The sequence below is a fragment of the Roseovarius sp. MBR-79 genome, assembly GCF_053628555.1.
This window is the reverse complement of the sequence record NZ_JBRJGP010000007.1, coordinates 172,681-192,802: the sequence shown is the minus strand read 5'-3', so window position 1 is coordinate 192,802 and position 20,122 is coordinate 172,681. Positions and strand designations below refer to the sequence as shown.

Here is a 20,122-nt window from a genome sequence, read left to right as displayed (position 1 = left end):
GGGCGCTTCTGCAACGCTGTACACCCGCACAAGCGTTCAAGAATTCGGCACCATAAAGCAACGACCAAAGCCGTTGGAGCGCCCACCCGCGGTCGGGCACTCGCGCGGCTCCCCAAACCTCCGCTATAGGCCAAAGCCCGCGGTGCCCTGCCCTCAGTTCAGTGTGCCTTCCAGCCCCTCGGGTTGCCCCACCACCACGAAGGTCAGCGCCTCGGGGTCGAGCCACTCGCGCGCCACGCGATTGATCTCGTCAAGCGTGACCGCGTTCACCATGTCGTTGCGGTTGACGATGTAATCGGTGGGCAGCCCGTCCATCTGCATCCCCACGGCGATCGAGGCGATGGTGCCGTTGCCGTCAAAGCGCAGCGGATAGGCTCCGGTGAGGTAGGTCTTGGCATTCTCCAGTTCCTCCGCCGTCACCCCCTCGTCGCGCAGCCGCGCCCATTCGGCGCGGATCACGGCGATGGCCTCGGCCACGCGGTCATTGGCCGAGGCGACCGAGCCGGTCCAGACCTCCGCTGCGTCGCGGTCGGCGATGTAGGAATAGACGCCATAGGTAAGCCCGCGCTTTTCGCGCACCTCGGTCATCAACCGGCTTTCAAACCCGCCGCCGCCAAGGATGTGGTTGAGGATGAAGGCCGCGAAGAAATCCGGGTGATGCCGGTCCAGCCCCGGTTGCGCAAAGAGCGCGACGGATTGCGGCGTTGCGAAATCCACCAGCTTGATCCCGCCGGGCAGGGTCAGTTCCGCGCGCGGCGGCAGCGGCGCGCCGGTCTCGGGCAGATCACCCAGCAGGTGATCGAGGAGCGTGCCAAGCTCTTCGGCGGTGATGTCGCCGACGGCGCTGATATAGACGCGGTCGCGGGTCATCGCCGCCCGATGCGCGGCCAGAATATCCTCGCGGGTGAGGGCGGCCACGCTCTCGGGCGTGCCCTCCTGCTTGGAACCGTAGGGATGCGTGCCGTAGATGAGCTGCGCCGCCTCTCGGCTTGCGATGTCGCGCGGGTTGGTTTCGTCCGAGCGCAGCCCCGCCAGCACCTGCGCGCGCACCCGTTCGATGGCGTCCTCGTCAAAGCGCGGCGCGATCAGGCTGTCGCGCAGAAGGTCCACCGAGGCGTCGCGGTTTTCGGTCAGGAATCGCGCCGAGATGCTGACTGCGTCATCGCTCACGCTGTAGCCGAAGCGCGCGGCAAGTTCCTCGGTGGCCTCTGTAAAGGCGCGCGCGTCGCGCTCTCCTGCACCTTCTTCCAGCAGCCCCACCATCAGGTTGGTCGCTCCGCGCGCGTCCGGCGCATCAAGCGAGGCACCGCCGCGAAAGCGCACTTCCAGCGCCACGAAGGGGATCGAATGATCCTCGACCAGCCAGGCCTCAAATCCGCCCGGCGTGGTGATCTCGGCAATCTCGACGCCCGCGCGCGCGGGCAGGGTTGCGGCCAGCAGCAAAAGCGTCAGAACGAAACGGATCATTGCGTCACCTCCGGGGCCATCAGCCAGCCCGTCACCGATTGCCGCCGGTCGAACACCTCGCGCGCGGCGGTCATGATATCCTCGGGCCCGACCGCTTGCAGGATCTCGGGCCATGCCTGCACATCCGCCACCGTCAGGCCCTGAGCGAGGGCCGCGCCATAACGCTGCGCCAGCGACGAGGCGTCATCGCGCTCATAGATCGCCTGCGCGCGCACCTGCGTCTTGATCCGCTCCAGGTGGGCCGCATCGGGGCCGGTTTCCAGAAACCCGGTCAGGACATCGTCCATCGCCGCCTCGGCCTCGGCCAGCGTCACGCCGGGGGCGGGCACGACCACCAGATCGAAGGTGGTGCTGTCAAGCGACATGCCCGAATACCAGGCCCCGACCTGCACCGCGATCTGGCTTTCGAATTGCAGTTTCTGGGTCAGAACGGCGGTCTGTCCGCCGCCCAGCAACTCTGCCAGAAGGGTAAGGGCGGCGGCCCGTTCCTGCGCGCCGCTGTCGCGTTCGGGGGCAAGGTAAGAGCGGCTGACATAGGGTTGCGACACGCGCGGATCGTGAAATGTCATCCGCCGCTCGGCCAGTTGCGGCGGCTCTTGCGGGCGGGCGCGCTCGGGCAGGTCGGGATTGGCCGGGATCACACCGTAATGTTTATCGGCCAGCGCGCGCACCTCCTCGGGGTCCGCGTCGCCTGCGACGACGAGAATGGCATTGTTGGGCGCGTAATAGCGGCGGTAGTAGTCCAGCGCATCCTCGAGCCCGAGCCTCTCCATCTCGTGGCGCCAGCCGATGATCGGCACGCCGTAGCGGTGATTGAGATATTGCAGCGCGCTTTTCTGCTCGCGGTAGAGCGCAGACGGGCTGTTCTCGACCCGCTGATTGCGCTCTTCGATGATGACATCGCGTTCGGTCAGGATATCGGCCTCGTCAAGCTGGAGGTTGACCATGCGGTCGGCCTCCATCCCCATCACCAGATCAAGCCGGTCGGCGGCGATGCGCTGGAAATAGGCGGTATAATCATAGCTGGTAAAGGCATTGTCCGATCCGCCATTGCGCGCCACCGTGGCCGAGAATTCGCCCGGCGCCATGGTTTCGGTGCCCTTGAACAGCAGGTGTTCCAGAAAATGCGCAACACCCGAGACGCCGGGGGTCTCATCCGCCGAACCGGCGCGATACCAGACCATATGCGTGACCACCGGGGCGCGCCGGTCCTCGATCACCACCACCTCCATGCCGTTTTGAAGCGTGAAATGCGTCACGGCCTCGGCCTGCGCGGCCAGAGGCGCGAGGGTAAGAAGGCAAGCGGTGAGCAGTCGGCGCATGGCAGATCTCCGATTGGGGACGTTAGCACATAGATACGCCCCCGGACCGGGGATTCAAGCGCACTCAGCGTCGGTCGGGTGGCGGCGGGGCGGCAGGGGTGCGCACACCGGCGCGCCGCAAGCGGCGCTCCTCGTTATGGGCATCGAGCCATTGCCGCTCATAGGCCTGCACGTAATCGTCGCCGGGCATGATGCCGCGTAAAATGTTGACATTTCCATAACGACTGCGGATCTCGCGGTCCTCTGCGGCCAGCGCCTGACGGACACCGGGATCACGGCCGTAGCGGGTGGCATGGGCCAGCAGCCCGGCATTGGCCGCCGACGCGGCCTCGGCCTGTGTCACAGCCAGATTGCCGCCGAGCGCGGCAACGCCGTCGGCCAACGGGTTCTGGTCGGTGCGGTTCGCCCCGCCCGGCGTCGGCGCGGGCAGCGCGGCCACATCCTCGGGCATTTCCAGGGGCTTGCTCGGGATGATCGAAAACTCGTCCGGCCCGTTGCCCGTATTGCGCAACTTGGTCAGCGATACTTCGCGGTCACGCCCGCCGCAGCCCGCGACAAGCGCGGCGGCCATGAGCATCAGAACGGTCTTGCGCGGCATCCACATCGCCACTCTCCTGCAACTGTCACGCCCATGTATCGCATCCGCGCGCCAAGGTCACGAGGGCTTTTTCTCCGCCGGTAGCAGAAGCATGCCGAACGCCCCGGCAAAGACCGCGATATCGGCCACATTGAACGCATAGGGGTTGTCGATCCCGCAGCAGGACATGTTGAGAAAATCCGCGACCGCGCCATAGATCAACCGGTCCACGACATTGCCAAGCGCCCCGCCCACAAGCAAGCCCGCCGCGATCCGGTGCAACGGCCCTGCATCCTCGGCGCGCACCCACCACAGCACCGCGCCGGAAATCACCAGCGCCACGGCGATCAGCATCCAGCGTGTGAGCGGGTTGTCATCCGCCAGCAGCCCGAAATTGATGCCGTAATTCCAAGCCATCCGCAGGTTGAGATAGGGCGGCAACACGTCGATCCGCCCCAGCATCCGCAGATCGAGCATGTGAACCACGAGATACTTGCTCGCCTGATCGAGCAGAAAAACCCAGAATGCAATCCAGAAGACCAGCCGCATATGCCCTGCCTCAGTGCCGGAAGTGGCGCATGCCGGTCATCACCATCGCGAGCCCCGCCGCATCCGCCGCCGCGATCACCTCGTCGTCGCGCATCGAGCCGCCGGGCTGGATCACCGCCGTGGCCCCGGCCTCCGCCGCCGTCAGAAGGCCATCGGCAAAGGGAAAGAACGCGTCCGACGCCACCACGCTGCCTTGGGTCAAGGGCGCGGGCAGGCCGAGCGCCTCGGCCATGTCGCGCGCCTTGCGCGCGGCGATCCTGCAGCTGTCGACACGGCTCATCTGGCCTGCGCCCACGCCCACGGTGGCCCCGTCCCTGACATAGACGATGGCGTTGGATTTGACATGCTTGGCGACGGTCCAGGCGAAGAGCAGATCGGCCATTTCCCGCTCGCTCGGCGCGCGCCGCGTCACCACGCGCAGGTCATCCGCGCCGATCTGTCCGGCATCCTTGTCCTGCACCAGATAGCCGCCCGAGACCTGCCGGATCATCCGCCCCGCCGCCGCCGGATCGGCAAGGCCCTCGGTCAGGAGAAGCCGCAGGTTCTTCTTCTTGGCGAAAATACTCATTGCGGCGTCATCGGCCCCCGGCGCAATCACCACTTCGGTAAAAATACCGGCGATTTCCTCTGCCGTGGCCCCGTCAAGCGGCTGGTTGAGCGCGATGATCCCGCCAAAGGCGCTGGTGCGGTCGCAATCGAAGGCGGATTTATAGGCGTCGAGCAATGTCGCGCCGCGCGCCACGCCGCAGGGGTTGGCGTGTTTGATGATGGCGCAGGCGGGGCCGTCATGGGGCGCAAATTCGCTGACCAGTTCGAACGCCGCATCGGTGTCGTTGATGTTGTTATAGCTCAGCTCCTTGCCCTGCACCTGCCGCGCGGTGGCCACGCCGGGGCGGTTTGATCCGTCCACGTAGAAGGCCGCCCGCTGATGCGGGTTCTCGCCATAGCGCAGGCTTTGCGCGAGCGTCCCGGCAAAGGCGCGGCGGCGCGGTGCCTCGTCGCCGATCGCCTCGGCCAGCCAGGTGCTGACGGCGGCATCATAGGCGGCGGTGCGGGCATAGGCGCGCTGCGCCAGCTTGCGGCGGAATTTCGGGCAGGTCGCGCCGCCGTGCTGATCCATGTCGGCGATGACGGCCCCGTAATCCTCGACATCCACGACCACGGTGACATGGGCATGATTCTTGGCCGCTGCCCGGATCATCGCCGGGCCGCCGATGTCGATATTCTCGACACAGGTCTCGTAATCCGCGCCCCGCGCCACGGTCTCTTCGAACGGGTAGAGATTGACCACCAGAAGGTCGATCGCGCCGATCCCGTGCGCCTCCATCGCGGCCCGATGCTCGGGGTTGTCACGCAGCGCCAGAAGCCCGCCATGCACCATCGGGTGCAGCGTTTTCACGCGCCCGTCCATCATCTCGGGAAAGCCCGTGACCTCGGCCACATCGCGCACGGCCAGCCCCGCGTCGCGCAGCGCCTTCGCGGTGCCGCCGGTGGACAAGATCTCTACCCCCCGGTCGGCCAGGGCGCGGCCCAGATCAATCAGGCCGGTCTTGTCGGAAACGGAAATGAGGGCGCGGGTGACAGGCGCGGGATTGGTCATCGGGATTTGGTCCTTCGTCGGAGCGGTCGAAAATCAGTCCTCGGTCTCCGGGTCGGGCACGTCCTCGGCGACATCTCGGATGCCGACCGGGGTTTCCTGCGCCTTGGCCAGGGACCAGCGGATGCGGGTCGCATAACCCGTCGCGCGGCCAGACAGAACGATCTGTCTTGTCGCACGCGGCTTGAGGCGCGTTTTTTCAAGATAGACGCTCGGGTGCAAGGCCAAAGCGGCCCCGCCATCCGCCCGGAATATCCAGATTTCGCCGCTGCGCAACAAAAGCGAGACCGCCGTGCCGCCCATGTCGAGCGAGGCCTCCACATCGGGATGGAGGTGAAACCGGATATCGAACGGCACGCCATGCAGTCGCGTGGCATCGAGCGCGCGGTCGAATCGCGCCTTGCCGGCCGCGTCGAGGGACAACAACATGTCCTCGCCCACCAGCGCGCGCCCGTCCGCCGCCAGATCGAGCCTGCGCGCATGGGTCAGGCCATGGCTGCGCAGGTAGCCGTCATGCCCGCCCTCGTAGCGGAGTCCGTCCGGCGCGCGGGTGATCTGCGCGGGCACATCGCGCGGTGCCTCTGACAGGCGGTCGGGGTGCCGCGTGTCGTTGCTCAGCCGCGCGCTTGATCCGCCGGCCAGCACCAGCGTCGAATGAGACGGCGTGGCGCGGCCCGCGCGCCGCCACTCGGGACCGAAACTCATGCCCGAGCCGCAACTGACGATCAGCGGGCGCCGCCCCGATGTCAGCTCGAACGCCAGCGTCGAGGCATGTGCCCCCTCCGAGGCCGCGCCCACGGGCGGCGCGCTTGCATCCACGATCACGCTTGTGCGCCCGCGCGCCAGCCGCGCATAGCCCATGGCCAGCCCTGTCGCGGCCCGCGCCTTGACCCCGCTTGCCGCCAGCGCCGCATCAAGCCGCCCGTCGAGGCCGCGCCCGCCGCCATGGAACCGCGCCAGCCCGCCATCGGCATGGCGCAGCGCGCGCAGGCAGGGGGCGGTCCGCTCCACCGCGCGCCAATGTGCCTCGTCGGGGGCCTGTCCGGCCTCGCTCAGGCCAAGCGCGGCCCAGGTCAGCAGGGTGAACACCTCCAGCAATTCCTCGGGGTTGCGCGAGGGGGTACCGCCGCCCGCGTCGATACCTTGCGCACATTCGCGCGCGAGCGCCGCGCGCGCCTCGGCCGTGAGATGCCCCATCCCCTCGAGCGACACGCCCGCATAGACAAGGCCGGTCAGGGCCTCGAACCGCTTGAGCCCCGGTGCCGCCGCGCGCCAGCGCCGGGCAAGAAAGTGCGCCTGCTGCGCGAGCGAGCGAAAGAAGACCTGCGATGCCTCGGGTGGCTGGCCGCGCAACAGGAAAATCGCGTGGCTGATCCAGCGGATAAGCCGCCGCCCCGCCAGATCGGGCGTCCAGCCCGGCCCATGGCCGCGCCCGTAGCGCGCGATCCACGCCCAGAGCCAGGCCTGCGCACGCTGGCGTGCCGCCGCATCGCCCGCAGCCGCCAGATCGTCAAGCCAGCCAAAACCGTGCAATTCCTGGGCAAATCCCGCATCGGGCGCGGGCACGTCCCAGAGCATGACGCCCGGCGCCTCGACCAGATGGCCGCCAAAGACCAGATTGCCCGCGCAAAGCTGTCGCCCCCGCGCCAGATAGCCGATGCTGCGCGGCTCGGGTTGAGAGACAAAGGCCGTGGCCGGACGGCCCATCGCCGCGCGCCGCGCGGCGAGCCGGTTTCTCAGATGCGCCCAGCGCGCGGACAGGGGTTCGGAATGCGACATATGCCTCTGCACGCTTCTTGCGGCGCTCGGGCCGGACTATACGCGCCGCGCGCGCGCAAGTCACCGCCCGATTGCGGCGTGCAACGCCGTCTTTTTCCCGGCGTCACCCTCGGACGTGATCCGAGGGTCTGCCGGATCTGAGATCGTCCGCTCGGGCCGGAGGGTGATCCCCCGCACTACCCCCGCCGCAGGCACGCCATGTAAAACCCGTCCATGCCGCCCCGTTCGGGCCAGAAGTCGGGCCGCAGCCGCAGTCCGCCCTCTTCGGTGATCCATGCGGGGTCCACCCCCGGCAACGCCAGCGCGGCGCGATCCGCGACAAGACCGGGATGCCGTTCAAGCGCGGCCTCCACCTGACATTCCCCCTCGTCGGGCAGAAGCGAGCACGTGCAGAACACCACCCGCCCACCGGGACGCAGGAGCGATATGGCGTGATCGAGCATGGCCGCCTGTAGCTCGATCAGCGCGCCAATCTCGGCCCCGTCCTTGGCATGGGGCAGGTCCGGATGTCGCCGGATCGTGCCGGTGGCGGAGCAGGGCGCGTCCACGAGCACTGCGTCATAGGTGCCCTCTTGCGCCAGTGCGTCGCCCGTCACGCAGTCCGCTGTCAGCCCGGTGCGCGCAAGGTTCTCGGTCACCCGTGCCATGCGCGTCTCGGAGAGGTCCACCGCCACCACCCGCGCGCCTGCCGCCGCCAGTTGCAGCGTCTTGCCGCCCGGTGCCGCGCACATGTCGAGCACGGTCTCGCCCGCCTGTGGGGCAAGGATGCGCGCGGGCAGGGCGGCGGCGGCATCCTGCACCCACCACGCGCCCTCGGCATAGCCCGGCAGGGCCGAGATCTGCCCCGGATCGCGCAGCCGCACCGATCCGGTCGGCAGCACCTCGCCGCCGAGTTTGACAGCCCAATCCTCGGGCGCGTCCTTCACCGTCAGATCGAGCGGCGCGCCCGCCAGATGCGCGCGCTCCATCCCTGTGATCGCACCCTTGCCCCAGGCCGCCACCAGCGGCGCGCGCAGCCACTCGGGCAGGCGCGGTACCCGCAGGTCATGCCAGGTGCGCGGGGCCTCGTCGCAGAGCTTGCGCAGCACCGCGTTGACCAACCCCTTGAGCTTGGCGTGGCGCGGGCTTGCGCCCACGATCCCCACCGCGTCGCTCACCACCCCGTGCGCCTCGCCGCCCTGCGCCAGTTCCACCACTGCCACGCGCAGCACGTTGCGCACGGGCAGTGGGGGCGTCTTGCGCAGGTGCCGCGCGAGCAGCCGGTCGGCCCGCTCCAGCCCGCGCAGGGCCGCCACCGCCAGACGTTGCGCGCGGGCGCGCTCGGCGGGGACCAGAGGGTCAAGCGTGCCCAGCGTCTCGGACAGAAGCCGCCCCTCTCCCAGCACCTGATCAAGCAGGCGCGCGGCGGCGGCGCGGGCGGGGATTGGCTGGGTCATGGGCTTTTCCTTGGCCATCGGACAGGCGCGCGATATATCAACGCCCAGAGCCAGAGGAAAGCGCCATGACCGCCGATACCGACACCACGCCCCGCGATCTGCCCCCCGCCGCGCAGCGCGCCCTTGCCGAGGCCGAGGAACGCCGCCGCAAGGCCGCCGGGCTTGACCTGCCGAGGGAGTTGGGCGGCCGCCGCGAGGGACTGGAGCCGGTGCGCTACGGCGACTGGGAGAAAAAGGGCCTCGCGGTCGATTTCTGAGCGCGCTCAGCGCAGGTAGAGATCCGCGAACTGCCCGGTGCCCTCATCCGAGATGAAGCGGATCGTATCGCCCTTCAGGCGCACGGCCTGACAATTGGGGCCAAGATCCATCTCGCCCCAATAAAGGCTGCGGCAGAAATAATCGCCGTTCCAGCGCCATGCGCCACGCACATCGCGGCCAAAGGCGCGGCCCGTTATCTGTCCGTCCGGCGTCACCGTCAGGCGGATGCCAAAACGGGTCAGGTCGCGGCCGGTTATCAGCGACACGAAGCCATCACGATGGGTCACCGGCGCAAAATCCGCGAGCGCAGGCACCGGCAATCCCAGAAAGACAAAGAGAACAAGCGCGTATCGCATGGCACACCCTTCGTGACGGCATATGTTACACGAGGATTACGCCGTCACGGCCCGCCCGGATCACTCGGGCGTGAGGCCGAGCACGTCGAGCATGTCATATTCGCCGGGCTTTTTGCCCTGCCCCCAGAGCGCAGCGCGCAGCGCGCCCCGCGCGAAAATCGCCCGGTCGGTGGCGATATGGCGCAGCACGATCCGCTCGCCCGCGCCCGCAAAGATCACGTCATGCTCGCCCACCACATCGCCGCCGCGGATCGCGGCAAAGCCGATATGGCCGCGCTCGCGCCGCCCGGTGATGCCGTCGCGGCCCCGGTCAGAGACCGCCCCGAGCGCCACGCCCCGTCCCTCTGCCGCCGCCTCGCCCAGCATGAGCGCCGTGCCCGAGGGCGCGTCAACCTTCTGGTTGTGATGGGTCTCGACGATCTCGATGTCGAAGCTTTCGTCGAGGGCAGCGGCCACGCGTCTGGTCAGCTGCACCAGCAGGTTGACGCCAAGGCTCATGTTGCCCGCGCGCACGATCACCGCATGACGCGCAGCCGCCGACAGGCGCTTGAGGTGGTCCTCGTCAAAGCCGGTGGTGCCGATCACATGCACCACCCGCGCCTGTGCCGTGATCGTGGCCAGCTCCACGCTCGCGGCGGGGGCGGTGAAATCGATCACCGCATGAGCGGCGGCCACCACCTCGAGCGGGTCGTCGCTCACCACCACGCCCAGATCGGCCCCGCCCATGGCGCGCCCGAGATCCTGCCCGATCCACGGATGGCCTGCCCGTTCCAGCGCACCCGTCAGGCGCGCGGCCGTGCTCTCGCCCACCACGCGCACCAGCATCTGCCCCATGCGCCCCGAGACGCCGTTGATCACGATACCCGGCAGATCGCCCATGTCCCGCTCCTTTTCCAATCGTCGCCTGCTTAGCCCGCGTCTGCGCATCCGGCAAGGCGGCGGCATTGATCTTGGCCGCGATTCGCGCGCATATCACCGCCAGCCCAGCCAAGGAGAATGTCATGGACCTGCGCAAGATCACCGAGGATTTTTCCGTCTCCCCCCAGATCGAGGCCGGGGACGTGCCCGCCATCGCCGCTGCGGGCTATCGCGCGATCCTGTGCAACCGCCCCGATGGCGAAGAATGGGGGCAGCCCGCCTATGACGGCGTGGCCGAGGCCGCCCGCGCCGCCGGTCTGACGGTTGCGTTTCTGCCCATCGTCTCGGGTCAGGTCACACAGGACGATACGCGGGCGTTCCAAGACGCGCTCGACACCCTGCCCAAGCCGATCCTTGCCTATTGCCGCACCGGCACGCGCTGCACGGTGATGTGGAGCATGACACAGTTCGAGACGCTCGGAGCGGATGAAATCCTGCGCCGCAGCGCGGATGCAGGCTATGACATGTCGGGCCTTGTCGCGCAGTTGCAATCCGCGCGATGAGCCACTGGCGCCTTTGCGGTCATGACGGGTGCGCAGGCCGCGCTTTCGCGCTCAAGGGGGCGCGGGTCGTGGCCGAGGCGGGCGGGGTCACGCCCGACGAGGCGCTTGCCGCGCTTGCCGGGACCTCCGGCCTGGTGCTGCGCGTGGGCGATGGGGCGGCCGAGCGCCTGCCCGCGCCGCTCTTGCCCGAAACCGGCCCGACCCTGCCGGGTTTGGCGCAGGACAGCCCCGCAGATGTGCTCGACGGCTGGACGCGCCTTCTGCTCATCGGCCTGAGCGAGGTGTCGCCCGATTGGGACGGAGTCGCCTGCGTGCTGACCCCGACGCTCGCGCATTGGGTGCATCTGAGCGCGCGCGAGGCGGTGAGTTGCCTCAGCTTTCTCACCCCCCGCCTTGTCACGGCGCTGGGCGGGGCGGAAGACGTGGACGCGGACGCCCTTGCCGACAGCCTGAGCCGCCCCGAGCGCCTTGCCGCGCATCTGCGCGTGGCCGAGGTGACGGGCCGCGCCGAGGCGCTGACCGGCCATCTTCTCGGCGCGGAACTTGCCGCCGCGCGGCCCTATTGGCTGGGCCAGACTGTCCGCCTCGTCGCCCCTGCCGGGGCCGCCTCGGGGCGCGCGGCGGCGCTTGAGGCCCAAGGCGTGCCGGTCAGTTGCCACGACCCCGAAACGCTTTTGCCCCCGGCACTCGCGGCGCTGGCGCGGCTTGTGGCATGAGGCGGGTCGGCGGCGCGGCGGCGCTCTGGGTCACGCTTGCTGGGCAGGCGCAGGCGCACGCGACCGAACAGGGATTTATCCTGCTGCTGCCCACCAAGCTTTATATCCTCTCCGGCGGTCTGGTGGTGACGCTCACCGTTCTGATGCTGGCGCTTTTGCCGGGGCGCGCGGCGCTGGCCCCGTTCCGTCCCGTCACGCTCTGGCGGCGCGCGCGCCCCGCGGTCTGGCCCGGTCTTGCCGTCGCGGCGCTGCTTTTCTGGCTGGTCTGGCAGGGCTGGAGCGGCTCGCGCGATCCGTTGGGCAATCCGGTCTCGCTGGCCGTCTGGGTGGTGTTCTGGATGGGTTTCGTCTCCCTTCAGGGCCTTTGGGGCGATATCTGGTCGCGCCTCGATCCGTGGCGGGCACTGGCCCGTCTCGGCCTGCGCCGAAGGCCGCCGTTGCGCTATCCGCGCGGTTGGGGGCATTGGCCCGCCGTTCTGGGCTTTCTCGCCGTCGCGGGGTTCCTGCTCGCCGATCCCGCCCCGGCCGATCCGGCGCGTCTCGCGGTGGTGGTGGCGGGCTATGCCATCGTGACACTTGCCGCGCTGGTGCTTTTCGGACCGCGCTGGCTGGTGCGCGGCGAGGTGCTAGGCGTCTTTCTGCGCGCCTATGCCGGAATGGGGGTGTTCGGGCGGCGGGGCAGGCGGCGGGCGCTGGGCCTGCCGGGCTGGCAGGTGCTGCGCGGCCCGCGTCCGTCGCTTGCGCTTGCGGTGCTGATGCTGCTTCTGCTCGGCTCGGGCAGTTTTGACGGGCTGAATGAAACCTTCTGGTGGCTGGCCCTAATCGGCACCAATCCGCTGGAATTTCCCGGTCGCTCGGCGGTGGTGGCGGTGAATGTGGCGGGGTTGCTTATCGCCAATGCCGCGCTCCTCGTCATTTTCGCGGGCGCGCTCGCGCTCGGCGCGCGGCTGGCCCATGACGCGACGCCGGCGCGCGATCTCATCCGCCTCTACGCGCCCACGCTCCTGCCCATAGCCCTTGCCTATCACATCGCGCATTACCTGCCCTCGTTGCTTCTGGATGGGCAATACGTGCTGGCGGGGCTGGCCGAGGCGCTTCATCTGGGCCATATCCATGTCAGCGCCGGGTTCCTGAGCCATCCCGGCCCGGTGCGCCTCATCTGGCTGACGCAGGCGGGGGTTGTCGTGGCGGGCCATGTCATCGCGCTGATGCTGGCCCATGCCATCGCCCTGCACACGGGCCAATCGGTGCGCCGGGCCGCCCTCGGACAGGCCCCGCTCGCGGCATTCATGGTGGCCTACACGGTCTTTGGCCTGTGGCTTCTGGCCGCGCCGCGCGGGGCGTGAGGGGTCAAGAGGCTGGACAAGCGCGGGCAGGTTGCGCATTTTGCGCGCGCGGCAATCGCGCCGCATGTGCAAGACACATCTGCAAGACAAGGGAGCGGAGACCCGCCCATGACCATCAAGACCCAAGCCAGCCCGACGCGCCGCGACGCCCTGCGCACCCTGACGGCCGGGGCCGCCGCCGCGAGCCTTCCCTTGTGGGCGCGCTACGCCCATGCCCAGAGTGCCGCGCCCATCCGGCTCGGCTTTCAGCAGCATCGCACCGGCATCGGTGCTGCCTATGGGCGCTGGTATGGCCGCACGGTCGAGGCGGCGGCGCAGCTCATCAACGCGGGCGGCGGCATCAATGGCCGCCCGGTCGAGATCGTCACCGAGGATGACGGCACCGACCCCAAGCGCGGGGCCGAGGTGCTTGAGAAATTCGCCAACCAGCACGGCGTTGACGTGGCTTTCGGCACACTGTTTTCCCATGTCGTGATCGGCTCCGCCCCGCGCGCGGGGGAGTTGAAGCTGCCCTATTTCGTGGTCTCGGAGGGCACGCATGTGTCCTCGGGGATGCTCAACCGCTACACGTTGCAGCCCGGTATCACCGATGTGAAGGCGCAGGTCATTTCCATGGCCCCCTTCATCACAGGGAACCTTGGCAAGAAGGTCACGATGATCTTTCCCGATTACGGCTTCGGCTATGATCACCGCGACAACCTTGTGCCCGCCATCGAGGCGCAGGGCGGCACCGTGCTGGAAAAGATCGCGATTCCGCCGACCGAGACCTCCTTTACCAAGTATTTCCCGCGCATCCCGCGCGACACAGAGGTGCTTTATCACGTCATGGTCGGGCCTGCCGTGCTGACCTTCGTCAAGGAGTTGGGCGAGTTCTTTGGCGGGCAGGGGCCGCAGCTTTTCGGCTTCATCGACAGTCTGGAAGCGGTGGCCATCGACAGCCCCGGTCTGGAATTCCTCGAAGGCAGCCATTTCTGGGAAGGCATGTGCCGCCACGCGCAGCCCGATCAAAGCGCGCACGAGACCGCCTATCGCGCTGCCGTCGGCGTGGGCGAGCGCGGCGCGTCGCTCGCCGATCCGCGCGACGTGTCCACCTATGGCCACATGTTCGGCTGTTGGGAGACGCTGCACATCATAAAGGCCGGGATGGAGGCTTCGGGCTATGCCGGGCCGCAGGACCGCGCCGCGCTCATCGAGGCGGTCGAGGCGATGGAGGATATCCCCGAAAGCCTTGCCCATCCGCAGGGGGCCAAGCGGTTCAACGGGCGCACGCATCAGGTCTTCGGCCACCAGAACATCAGCCGGGTCGAGGGTGGGCGGCTTATCCGCGTGCATCGCACCTCGATCGAGGATACGTTCTATCCCGATCAGGTGGACTATACCCAACAACCGTTCTGAGGAGGCGAGGCCCGTGAGCGTGACGCGCAGGCAGATGGTGCAGGGGCTGGCGCTTCTGGCGCTGGCGGGCTGTGGCGCGCCGCCGCCCCCTGCCACCCCCGACGAAGTCTCGCGCCTCGCCGCCGCCATCGCGGGGCTCGGGCCGGAGGTGGACCGCGAGGAGGCGCAGCGCGCGGCGCGCGTCAGCTACGAGCATACGCACCGGCTGGCGCAGCAATACCAGATCACCGACCCGCCGCTCATCCACAATACCAAGGTGAATATGGGGCTGAAGCCGCGCGGCCTCTGCTGGCACTGGGCGCGCGACATGGAGGACCGGCTGAAGCAGGAGCGGTTCGAGACGCTTGATTTGCACCGCGCGGTCGCCAATGCCGAGAACAGGTTCCGGCTGGAACATTCCACCGCCATCGTCAGCGCCAAAGGGGCCGAGTATGAGACCGGCATCGTGCTCGATCCGTGGCGCAAGGGCGGGCGGCTGACATGGGCCCCGGTGCGCGCGGATGGCGACTATAACTGGGAGGCGCGCAACGAGGTGGTCGCGCGCAAGCTGGAGCGGGCCCATGGCCAGATCGTGACGCTGACCGCCGATCAGCGCCTGCTCATGGGCGGGGTGGAGTTCGTGCCCGAATGACCGGGGCGCGGCGCTGATGGAATTCGGCCCCCACCTGATGCTCGCCACGCTGGAAGGCGCGGTGACAGCCGCCGTGCTGGCGCTGACAGCGGCGGGGCTGAGCCTTGTTTTCGGCGTGATGCGGGTCGTGAACATCGCCCATGGTGAGTTTTTCATGCTGGGCGCGGTGCTGGCCTGGTGGGTGACGCAGGCCGTGGCGGGGCCGTGGGGCTTTGCGCTGGCGCTGGGGGTGGCACCTCTGCTGGTCGGCGCGCTCGCGGTGGCGGCGGATGTGACCATCCTCAAGCGGCTCTCCTACGATCCCGAGCGCACCATCGTGGCCACCATCGGCCTCCTTTACATCCTGCAACAACTCACGCTCATGACCTATGGCCCCGATGCGCGCCCCGTGGTGGCCCCTTTCAATAGCCGCATCGCGCTGCCGTGGCTGGAGAGGGGCGTGGACGGCTGGGCGCTGATCTGGCCCTGGGGCCTCGGGACAACCACCTACAAGCTGGCGGTGATCGGTGCGGCGGCGGCGATCCTTGGCGCGCTGTGGCTCTTTCTGGCGCGCACCCGTGCGGGGCTGGTGATGCGCGCGACGCAGGCCGACCGCGAGATGGCCACCGCCTTCGGCATCCCCGTCGAGCGGGTTTATGCGCTGACCTTCGGCCTTGGCGCGGCGCTGGCGGCGCTGGCCGCGGTGCTGATCGTGCCCATCCAACAGGCGCATTACCTGATGGGGGCCGATCCGCTGCTCTTGTCCTTCATCGTGGTGATCATCGGCGGGCTTGGCAGCCTGCCCGGCACGCTGGTGGCGGCGGTGCTGATCGGCCTTTCGGACGGGATCATATCGGTGTTCTTCTCGCCGACGCTGGCCAAGATCCTCGCCACGCTTCTGGTGGCGCTGGTGCTGGTGTTCCGCCCGCAGGGCCTGTTCGGGGCGCGCGGGAGGTGAGGGCGCTGGCGCTGCATCTGGGGCTTCTGGCGCTGCTTCTGGTGGCGCATGTCCTTCTGCCCGCCTATCACCATGGCAATCTGGCGCGGGTGATGGTGCTGGCAAGCTACGCTTTGGCCTATAACCTGCTCTTCGGCTATACTGGCCTTCTGAGCCTTGGCCACGCGCTCTTCTTCGCGGCGGGCATGTATGGGATGGGCATGGGGGTGCAGCATCTGGGGCTTGGCGCAGGGACCGGTCTGGCGCTTGGCATCGCCTCGGGCGCGGTGGTCTCGGGCCTCGTCGCGGCGCTGGCGCTGCGCACCTCTGGTGTGGCCTTCATGATCGTCACGCTGATGTTCGCGCAGGCGGGGTTCCTCACCATCCTGCATTTCGGCGAATGGACACGGGGCGACGAAGGGTTCGTGCTGGCGCAGGCGGGCCGCACCCTTCTTGGCCTCGACCTGAGCGCCCCCGGCCCCCGCTACCTCGCCGCACTCGCGCTTTTCTCCGTCTGCCTGCTCCTGAGCCTCGCGCTGGTGCGCGCGCCCTTCGGCCGGGTGCTGGTGGCGATCCGCGAGAACGAGGAGCGCGTGCGGATGCTGGGCTATGACACGCAGGCGCACCGCTTTGCCGCCATGGTCGCCTCTGGCACGATGGCGGCGGCGGCGGGGGCGGTCTACGGGATGCTGTTCGGTTATGTGGGTGCTACCTTCGCAAGCGTGCAATATTCGATCCTGCCGCTTCTCTGGGTGCTTCTGGGCGGCGCGGGCACCGTGCTTGGCCCCTTCATCGGCACGCTTTTCATGTTCTATCTCATCGACCTGAGTTCCGGGCTGACCAGTGCCTACATGCTCATCGCCGGGGTGGCGCTGGTGGCGCTCACGCTTTTCGCGCCGCAGGGCATCATGGGCGAGGTGCGACGCAGGTTCTGGCGGGGGCTGCCATGAGCCTTTTGTCCGTGCGCGGCCTCATCCGCGATTTCGACGGGCTGCGCGCCGTGGATGGCGTCGACCTTGACCTGACGGCGGGGGAGGTGCGCGCGCTCATCGGCCCCAACGGGGCGGGCAAGACGACGCTGGTGGGCATGATCGCGGGCCGCATCGCGCCCTCAAGCGGTCGCGTGACATTCGACGGGCGCGACATCACCCGCCTGCCCGCACATCGCCGGATGCGGCTGGGGATGGCCTATACCTTTCAGATCACGTCGATTTTTGCGGGGCTGAGCGTGGCCGAAAACGTGACGCTGGCCGCGCGGCGGCGGGCGCGCGGGGCGGGGCTGACGGGCGCGGTCACGCAGGCACTGGCGCGGGTGGGGCTGGAGGGGCGCGCAGGTCAGGTGGCCGGCGATCTGGCCTACGGCCATCAGCGCCTGCTGGAGATTGCCATGGGCCTTGTGCAACGCCCGCGCCTTCTGATCCTCGATGAGCCGACACAAGGGCTGAGCGACGGTGAAATCGAGGGGTTTCAGACCCTTGTGCGCGCTCTGGCGGGCGAGGTCACGATCCTTCTGATCGAGCACAACATGGCCGTGGTCATGGCTTTGGCCCACCGGATCACCGTCATGGCCGCCGGGCGCATCCTTGCCGAGGGCACACCGGCAGAGATCCACGCCAACCGCGCGGTGCAGGCGGCCTATCTGGGGGGGGCGGATGCTGCGGATCGCTGATCTCAGCGCGGGATACGGCGCGGCGGAGGTGCTGCACGGTGTTTCGCTCACCGTGGCACCCGGCGAAATCCTGTGCCTGATGGGCCGCAACGGCGCGGGCAAGACCACGCTTTTGCGCGCGGCCATGGGGCTTTTGCCGCCCATGGGCGGCGAGGTCTGGCTTGGCGAGACGCGGCTCGACACCTTGCCCCCGCATCGCATAGCGGGGGCGGGGCTGGGCTATGTGCCGCAGGGCCGCCGTCTTTTCGCGGGGCTGAGCGTGGCGGAAAACCTCGATGTCGGGCTGAGGACGAGGCAGGGCGGCGGGGTGCTGCGCGAAGAGGTGCTTGGCCTTTTTCCGCGCCTGCGCGACCGGCTGCGCCAGCGCGCCGAGACGCTCTCGGGCGGCGAACAGCAGATGCTGGCGCTGGCGCGCGCGCTCTGCCTTGGGCCCCGCGCGCTCCTGCTCGATGAGCCGACGGAGGGGCTGCAACCCTCGATGATCGCCGTCATCCGCGATGTGGTGGCGCAAAAACGCGCCGAAGGCGTGGCGATCCTGCTCGTGGAACAGCGCCTCGATGCGGTGCTTTCGGTCGCTGACCGGGTGGCGTTTCTGGAAAACGGGCGGCTGGCCGAGGAGATGAGCGCAGCGGCGCTGCGCGCCGCGCGCGCACGCGCCAACCGGTATCTGGGCGTCTGAAGAACCGGTCCGGGGGCACACCGTCACCCTCGGCCAGGAGATCCTCCCGTCAAGCCGGAGGATGCCCCCGGCCACATCGGCACCCGTGCCCGAACCGGCCGAGGGCCAGTCACACCAGAAGGCAGAGCAGCGCCGCGATTTCCGCCCCCTGTTGCACCGCCCCCAGAACATCGCCGGTCTGACCGCCGATCTTTACCCGTGCCAGCCTCGTAATGATGCCGGCCACCAGCGCCGCGGCCGCCGCGGCCACAAGGCCGGACATCCCGCACAGGAGCAAACCCGCGCCGATTGCCAGCGCCACGGCAACCGCGACGGTTGCCACCGGCGGGCGGCCCTGCGCCTGTGCCAGCCCCGTCTCGCGGGCATGGGGCAGGGCGGCCATCGCCCCCGCCATCGCCGCACGCGACAGCATCGCCGAGGTGACGAGCGCCGCCGCCGCCGCGCCGGGTCCGGCCTCGAAAAGAAGCCAGAACGCCACGCCGCGCAGGGCCAGCGTCACGACCAGCGCGATCACCCCGTAGCTGCCCACGCGGCTATCGCGCATGATCTCGAGCCGCCGTTCGCGCGTCCAGCCGCCCCAGAACCCATCGACGGTATCGGCAAGCCCGTCCTCGTGCAGCGCGCCGCTCAGCATGACCAGCGCGCCGAGCGCGAGCAGCGCCGCCACCGGCGTGGGCAGGCCAAGCGCCAGCGCCCCCCAGCCGACACACGCGGCCAGCCCGCCCAGGACCGCCCCCGCCAGCGGCCAGGCCCAGGCCGCGCGCGCACCGCGCGCCGTGTCTCTCACGGAGATCGGCAGGCGCGTGAGCAGGCCAAGCGCAAGCGCAAGGTCGATGGGACGGAGGAGGGCCTTGTCGGTCATCGTGGCGGTTTCTTCTGGGGTCGGCGCGCCCCCCGCGATACAGAAGGCCATCGAGACTTGCAACGAGGCCGCCATGTCCGCCCCCTTCGCCACGCTCGCCGGGTTTGCCGCCCTCCTGCGCGACCTGCCCGGACCAGACACGGCAGCAATGCGCGCCGCGCGCGCCCGCGACGCCACGCTGACCAAGCCGCCCGGCGCGCTTGGCCGACTTGAAGAGGTGGCCGCGTGGTATTGCGGCTGGCGCGGCGATGCCCGCGCGCGCGTCACCCGCCCGCAGGTGGCGGTTTTCGCGGGCAATCACGGCGTGGTGGCGCGCGGCGTCTCTGCCTTTCCGCCCGAGGTCACGGCGCAGATGGTGGCGAATTTCAGGGGGGGGGGGGCGGCGGTCAACCAGTTGGCGGGCGTTGTGGGCGCGCGGCTCGATGTGCACGCGCTGTGCCTTGATCGGCCCACGGGCGACATCACCACAGGCCCCGCCATGTCCGGGGCAGACTGCGTGGCGGCGCTGGCAACCGGCTGGGACGCGGTGGACCCGGAGGCTGATCTCTTTGTCGCGGGCGAGATGGGCATCGGCAACACCACGTCCGCGGCGGCCATCGCGCTTGCGCTTTTCGGGGGCCGCGCCGAGGACTGGACCGGGCGCGGCACGGGGGTTGACGATGCGACCCTTGCAGCCAAGGCGCATGTGGTGGCGCAGGCGGTTGCGGCCAATCCGGCGCGGGGTGGCCTTGGGGTGCTTTGCGCGCTTGGCGGGCGGGAACTCGCGGCCATGGCGGGGGCGATCACGCGGGCGCGTGTGCTGCGCATCCCCGTCCTGCTCGACGGGTTTATCTGCACCGCCGCCGCCGCCTGTCTGGAGGCCGAGGCGACGGGCGCGCTCGATCATGCGCTTGCGGGCCATGTCAGCGCCGAGCCGGGTCACGCGCGCCTTCTGGACCGGCTGGGCAAGGCGCCGCTCCTGTCACTCGGGCTGCGTCTGGGCGAGGGGTCGGGCGCGGTGCTGGCCATGGGCGTGGTGCAGGCGGCGCTTGCCTGCCATTCCGGCATGGCGAGTTTTGCCGAGGCAGGCGTTTCGGGCGGTTGAGGGAATGCGGTTGCGTCCCCGCGCCGCGCCACTAGGCTGGCAGGGAACCGACAGAAGGAGCG

General features: G+C 69.0%; 21 protein-coding genes. 11 read left to right on the top strand and 10 right to left on the bottom strand.

The features are described 5' to 3' along the window. Nucleotides 1-153: 153 nt before the first annotated feature. The 7 genes from ACSSV8_RS09540 to ACSSV8_RS09510 form a co-directional block, all read right to left on the bottom strand. Nucleotides 154-1,467 (bottom strand): M16 family metallopeptidase, encoded by a 1,314-nt coding sequence (locus ACSSV8_RS09540; RefSeq protein WP_454282275.1) that lies wholly within the window; start codon nucleotides 1,465-1,467, stop codon nucleotides 154-156. Beyond that, entirely contained in the window at nucleotides 1,464-2,789 is a 1,326-nt protein-coding gene (locus ACSSV8_RS09535) for a M16 family metallopeptidase (RefSeq protein ID WP_454282274.1), read from the bottom strand. Before ACSSV8_RS09535 ends, ACSSV8_RS09540 begins: the two co-directional genes overlap by 4 nt. A gap of 64 nt (nucleotides 2,790-2,853) precedes the next feature. Beyond that, a complete protein-coding gene (locus ACSSV8_RS09530) occupies nucleotides 2,854-3,393 on the bottom strand; it encodes a DUF3035 domain-containing protein (RefSeq protein ID WP_354538005.1) in 540 nt (179 codons plus the stop codon). Nucleotides 3,394-3,444: 51 nt separating this feature from the next. Next, a complete protein-coding gene (gene lspA, locus ACSSV8_RS09525) occupies nucleotides 3,445-3,915 on the bottom strand; it encodes a signal peptidase II (RefSeq protein ID WP_454282273.1) in 471 nt (156 codons plus the stop codon). 10 nt (nucleotides 3,916-3,925) lie between these two features. Continuing rightward, nucleotides 3,926-5,515, bottom strand: a complete 1,590-nt coding sequence (purH, locus tag ACSSV8_RS09520; RefSeq protein WP_454282272.1) for a bifunctional phosphoribosylaminoimidazolecarboxamide formyltransferase/IMP cyclohydrolase — start codon at nucleotides 5,513-5,515, stop codon at nucleotides 3,926-3,928. A 33-nt stretch (nucleotides 5,516-5,548) separates the two neighbouring features. After that, nucleotides 5,549-7,291 (bottom strand): heparinase II/III family protein, encoded by a 1,743-nt coding sequence (locus tag ACSSV8_RS09515; protein ID WP_454282271.1) that lies wholly within the window; start codon nucleotides 7,289-7,291, stop codon nucleotides 5,549-5,551. Nucleotides 7,292-7,467: 176 nt separating this feature from the next. After that, nucleotides 7,468-8,727: an RsmB/NOP family class I SAM-dependent RNA methyltransferase gene (locus tag ACSSV8_RS09510; RefSeq protein ID WP_454282270.1), complete on the bottom strand. Its 1,260-nt coding sequence runs from the start codon at nucleotides 8,725-8,727 to the stop codon at nucleotides 7,468-7,470. Between the two features lie 65 nt (nucleotides 8,728-8,792). Between ACSSV8_RS09510 and ACSSV8_RS09505 the strand changes: the two genes are divergently transcribed. After that, nucleotides 8,793-8,984 carry a DUF1674 domain-containing protein gene (locus tag ACSSV8_RS09505; protein ID WP_454282269.1) on the top strand — a complete coding sequence of 64 codons (192 nt, stop codon included), beginning with the start codon at nucleotides 8,793-8,795 and terminating at the stop codon, nucleotides 8,982-8,984. A gap of 6 nt (nucleotides 8,985-8,990) precedes the next feature. On the opposite strand, the gene ACSSV8_RS09500 is transcribed toward ACSSV8_RS09505, so the two are convergent. Together ACSSV8_RS09500 and dapB are read right to left on the bottom strand one after the other, a co-directional pair. Then, nucleotides 8,991-9,341 (bottom strand): dihydrodipicolinate reductase, encoded by a 351-nt coding sequence (locus tag ACSSV8_RS09500; protein WP_354537999.1) that lies wholly within the window; start codon nucleotides 9,339-9,341, stop codon nucleotides 8,991-8,993. Between the two features lie 60 nt (nucleotides 9,342-9,401). Further along, the gene (dapB, locus tag ACSSV8_RS09495) at nucleotides 9,402-10,220 is read right to left on the bottom strand and encodes a 4-hydroxy-tetrahydrodipicolinate reductase (protein ID WP_354537998.1); all 819 of its coding nucleotides are present in this window, start codon (nucleotides 10,218-10,220) and stop codon (nucleotides 9,402-9,404) included. Nucleotides 10,221-10,342: 122 nt separating this feature from the next. Between dapB and ACSSV8_RS09490 the strand changes: the two genes are divergently transcribed. The 9 genes from ACSSV8_RS09490 (at nucleotide 10,343) to ACSSV8_RS09450 (ending at nucleotide 18,114) form a co-directional block, all read left to right on the top strand. Continuing rightward, complete coding sequence (locus ACSSV8_RS09490) at nucleotides 10,343-10,762, top strand: TIGR01244 family sulfur transferase (RefSeq protein ID WP_354537997.1); 420 nt, start codon at nucleotides 10,343-10,345, stop codon at nucleotides 10,760-10,762. Further along, nucleotides 10,759-11,478 carry a 2-dehydro-3-deoxygalactonokinase gene (locus ACSSV8_RS09485; protein ID WP_454282268.1) on the top strand — a complete coding sequence of 240 codons (720 nt, stop codon included), beginning with the start codon at nucleotides 10,759-10,761 and terminating at the stop codon, nucleotides 11,476-11,478. Before ACSSV8_RS09490 ends, ACSSV8_RS09485 begins: the two co-directional genes overlap by 4 nt. Then, entirely contained in the window at nucleotides 11,475-12,824 is a 1,350-nt protein-coding gene (locus tag ACSSV8_RS09480; protein WP_454282267.1) for a hypothetical protein, read from the top strand. Before ACSSV8_RS09485 ends, ACSSV8_RS09480 begins: the two co-directional genes overlap by 4 nt. 108 nt (nucleotides 12,825-12,932) lie before the next feature. Next, the gene (locus ACSSV8_RS09475) at nucleotides 12,933-14,219 is read left to right on the top strand and encodes an ABC transporter substrate-binding protein (protein WP_454282266.1); all 1,287 of its coding nucleotides are present in this window, start codon (nucleotides 12,933-12,935) and stop codon (nucleotides 14,217-14,219) included. A 34-nt stretch (nucleotides 14,220-14,253) separates the two neighbouring features. Further along, nucleotides 14,254-14,850 (top strand): hypothetical protein, encoded by a 597-nt coding sequence (locus ACSSV8_RS09470; RefSeq protein ID WP_454282284.1) that lies wholly within the window; start codon nucleotides 14,254-14,256, stop codon nucleotides 14,848-14,850. Nucleotides 14,851-14,866: 16 nt separating this feature from the next. Then, nucleotides 14,867-15,787 carry a branched-chain amino acid ABC transporter permease gene (locus ACSSV8_RS09465; RefSeq protein ID WP_454282265.1) on the top strand — a complete coding sequence of 307 codons (921 nt, stop codon included), beginning with the start codon at nucleotides 14,867-14,869 and terminating at the stop codon, nucleotides 15,785-15,787. Beyond that, nucleotides 15,784-16,716, top strand: coding sequence for a branched-chain amino acid ABC transporter permease (locus ACSSV8_RS09460; RefSeq protein ID WP_454282264.1), 933 nt, complete (start codon nucleotides 15,784-15,786; stop codon nucleotides 16,714-16,716). Before ACSSV8_RS09465 ends, ACSSV8_RS09460 begins: the two co-directional genes overlap by 4 nt. After that, a complete protein-coding gene (locus ACSSV8_RS09455; protein ID WP_354537991.1) occupies nucleotides 16,713-17,435 on the top strand; it encodes an ABC transporter ATP-binding protein in 723 nt (240 codons plus the stop codon). Before ACSSV8_RS09460 ends, ACSSV8_RS09455 begins: the two co-directional genes overlap by 4 nt. Further along, on the top strand, nucleotides 17,419-18,114 hold the full coding sequence (locus tag ACSSV8_RS09450) for an ABC transporter ATP-binding protein (protein ID WP_454282263.1): 696 nt from the start codon (nucleotides 17,419-17,421) through the stop codon (nucleotides 18,112-18,114). The genes ACSSV8_RS09455 and ACSSV8_RS09450 overlap by 17 nt, the downstream gene beginning before the upstream one ends. Nucleotides 18,115-18,223: 109 nt before the next feature. Here ACSSV8_RS09450 and cobS read toward each other — a convergent pair whose 3' ends face one another. Beyond that, entirely contained in the window at nucleotides 18,224-18,976 is a 753-nt protein-coding gene (gene cobS, locus ACSSV8_RS09445) for an adenosylcobinamide-GDP ribazoletransferase (protein ID WP_454282283.1), read from the bottom strand. Between the two features lie 73 nt (nucleotides 18,977-19,049). Here cobS and cobT point away from each other — a divergent pair, with 73 nt between their 5' ends. Further along, the gene (cobT, locus tag ACSSV8_RS09440) at nucleotides 19,050-20,060 is read left to right on the top strand and encodes a nicotinate-nucleotide--dimethylbenzimidazole phosphoribosyltransferase (protein WP_454282262.1); all 1,011 of its coding nucleotides are present in this window, start codon (nucleotides 19,050-19,052) and stop codon (nucleotides 20,058-20,060) included. Nucleotides 20,061-20,122 lie beyond the last annotated feature (62 nt).

What these genes read in the sequence shown, in the direction of transcription:
- ACSSV8_RS09540 (WP_454282275.1), bottom strand. Translation starts at nt 1,467, where the DNA reads ATGATCCGTTTCGTTCTGACGCTTTTGCTGCTGGCCGCAACCCTGCCC.
- ACSSV8_RS09535 (WP_454282274.1), bottom strand. Translation starts at nt 2,789, where the DNA reads ATGCGCCGACTGCTCACCGCTTGCCTTCTTACCCTCGCGCCTCTGGCC.
- ACSSV8_RS09530 (WP_354538005.1), bottom strand. Translation starts at nt 3,393, where the DNA reads ATGTGGATGCCGCGCAAGACCGTTCTGATGCTCATGGCCGCCGCGCTT.
- lspA (WP_454282273.1), bottom strand. Translation starts at nt 3,915, where the DNA reads ATGCGGCTGGTCTTCTGGATTGCATTCTGGGTTTTTCTGCTCGATCAG.
- purH (WP_454282272.1), bottom strand. Translation starts at nt 5,515, where the DNA reads ATGACCAATCCCGCGCCTGTCACCCGCGCCCTCATTTCCGTTTCCGAC.
- ACSSV8_RS09515 (WP_454282271.1), bottom strand. Translation starts at nt 7,291, where the DNA reads ATGTCGCATTCCGAACCCCTGTCCGCGCGCTGGGCGCATCTGAGAAAC.
- ACSSV8_RS09510 (WP_454282270.1), bottom strand. Translation starts at nt 8,727, where the DNA reads ATGACCCAGCCAATCCCCGCCCGCGCCGCCGCCGCGCGCCTGCTTGAT.
- ACSSV8_RS09505 (WP_454282269.1), top strand. Translation starts at nt 8,793, where the DNA reads ATGACCGCCGATACCGACACCACGCCCCGCGATCTGCCCCCCGCCGCG.
- ACSSV8_RS09500 (WP_354537999.1), bottom strand. Translation starts at nt 9,341, where the DNA reads ATGCGATACGCGCTTGTTCTCTTTGTCTTTCTGGGATTGCCGGTGCCT.
- dapB (WP_354537998.1), bottom strand. Translation starts at nt 10,220, where the DNA reads ATGGGCGATCTGCCGGGTATCGTGATCAACGGCGTCTCGGGGCGCATG.
- ACSSV8_RS09490 (WP_354537997.1), top strand. Translation starts at nt 10,343, where the DNA reads ATGGACCTGCGCAAGATCACCGAGGATTTTTCCGTCTCCCCCCAGATC.
- ACSSV8_RS09485 (WP_454282268.1), top strand. Translation starts at nt 10,759, where the DNA reads ATGAGCCACTGGCGCCTTTGCGGTCATGACGGGTGCGCAGGCCGCGCT.
- ACSSV8_RS09480 (WP_454282267.1), top strand. Translation starts at nt 11,475, where the DNA reads ATGAGGCGGGTCGGCGGCGCGGCGGCGCTCTGGGTCACGCTTGCTGGG.
- ACSSV8_RS09475 (WP_454282266.1), top strand. Translation starts at nt 12,933, where the DNA reads ATGACCATCAAGACCCAAGCCAGCCCGACGCGCCGCGACGCCCTGCGC.
- ACSSV8_RS09470 (WP_454282284.1), top strand. Translation starts at nt 14,254, where the DNA reads ATGGTGCAGGGGCTGGCGCTTCTGGCGCTGGCGGGCTGTGGCGCGCCG.
- ACSSV8_RS09465 (WP_454282265.1), top strand. Translation starts at nt 14,867, where the DNA reads ATGGAATTCGGCCCCCACCTGATGCTCGCCACGCTGGAAGGCGCGGTG.
- ACSSV8_RS09455 (WP_354537991.1), top strand. Translation starts at nt 16,713, where the DNA reads ATGAGCCTTTTGTCCGTGCGCGGCCTCATCCGCGATTTCGACGGGCTG.
- ACSSV8_RS09450 (WP_454282263.1), top strand. Translation starts at nt 17,419, where the DNA reads ATGCTGCGGATCGCTGATCTCAGCGCGGGATACGGCGCGGCGGAGGTG.
- cobS (WP_454282283.1), bottom strand. Translation starts at nt 18,976, where the DNA reads ATGACCGACAAGGCCCTCCTCCGTCCCATCGACCTTGCGCTTGCGCTT.
- cobT (WP_454282262.1), top strand. Translation starts at nt 19,050, where the DNA reads ATGTCCGCCCCCTTCGCCACGCTCGCCGGGTTTGCCGCCCTCCTGCGC.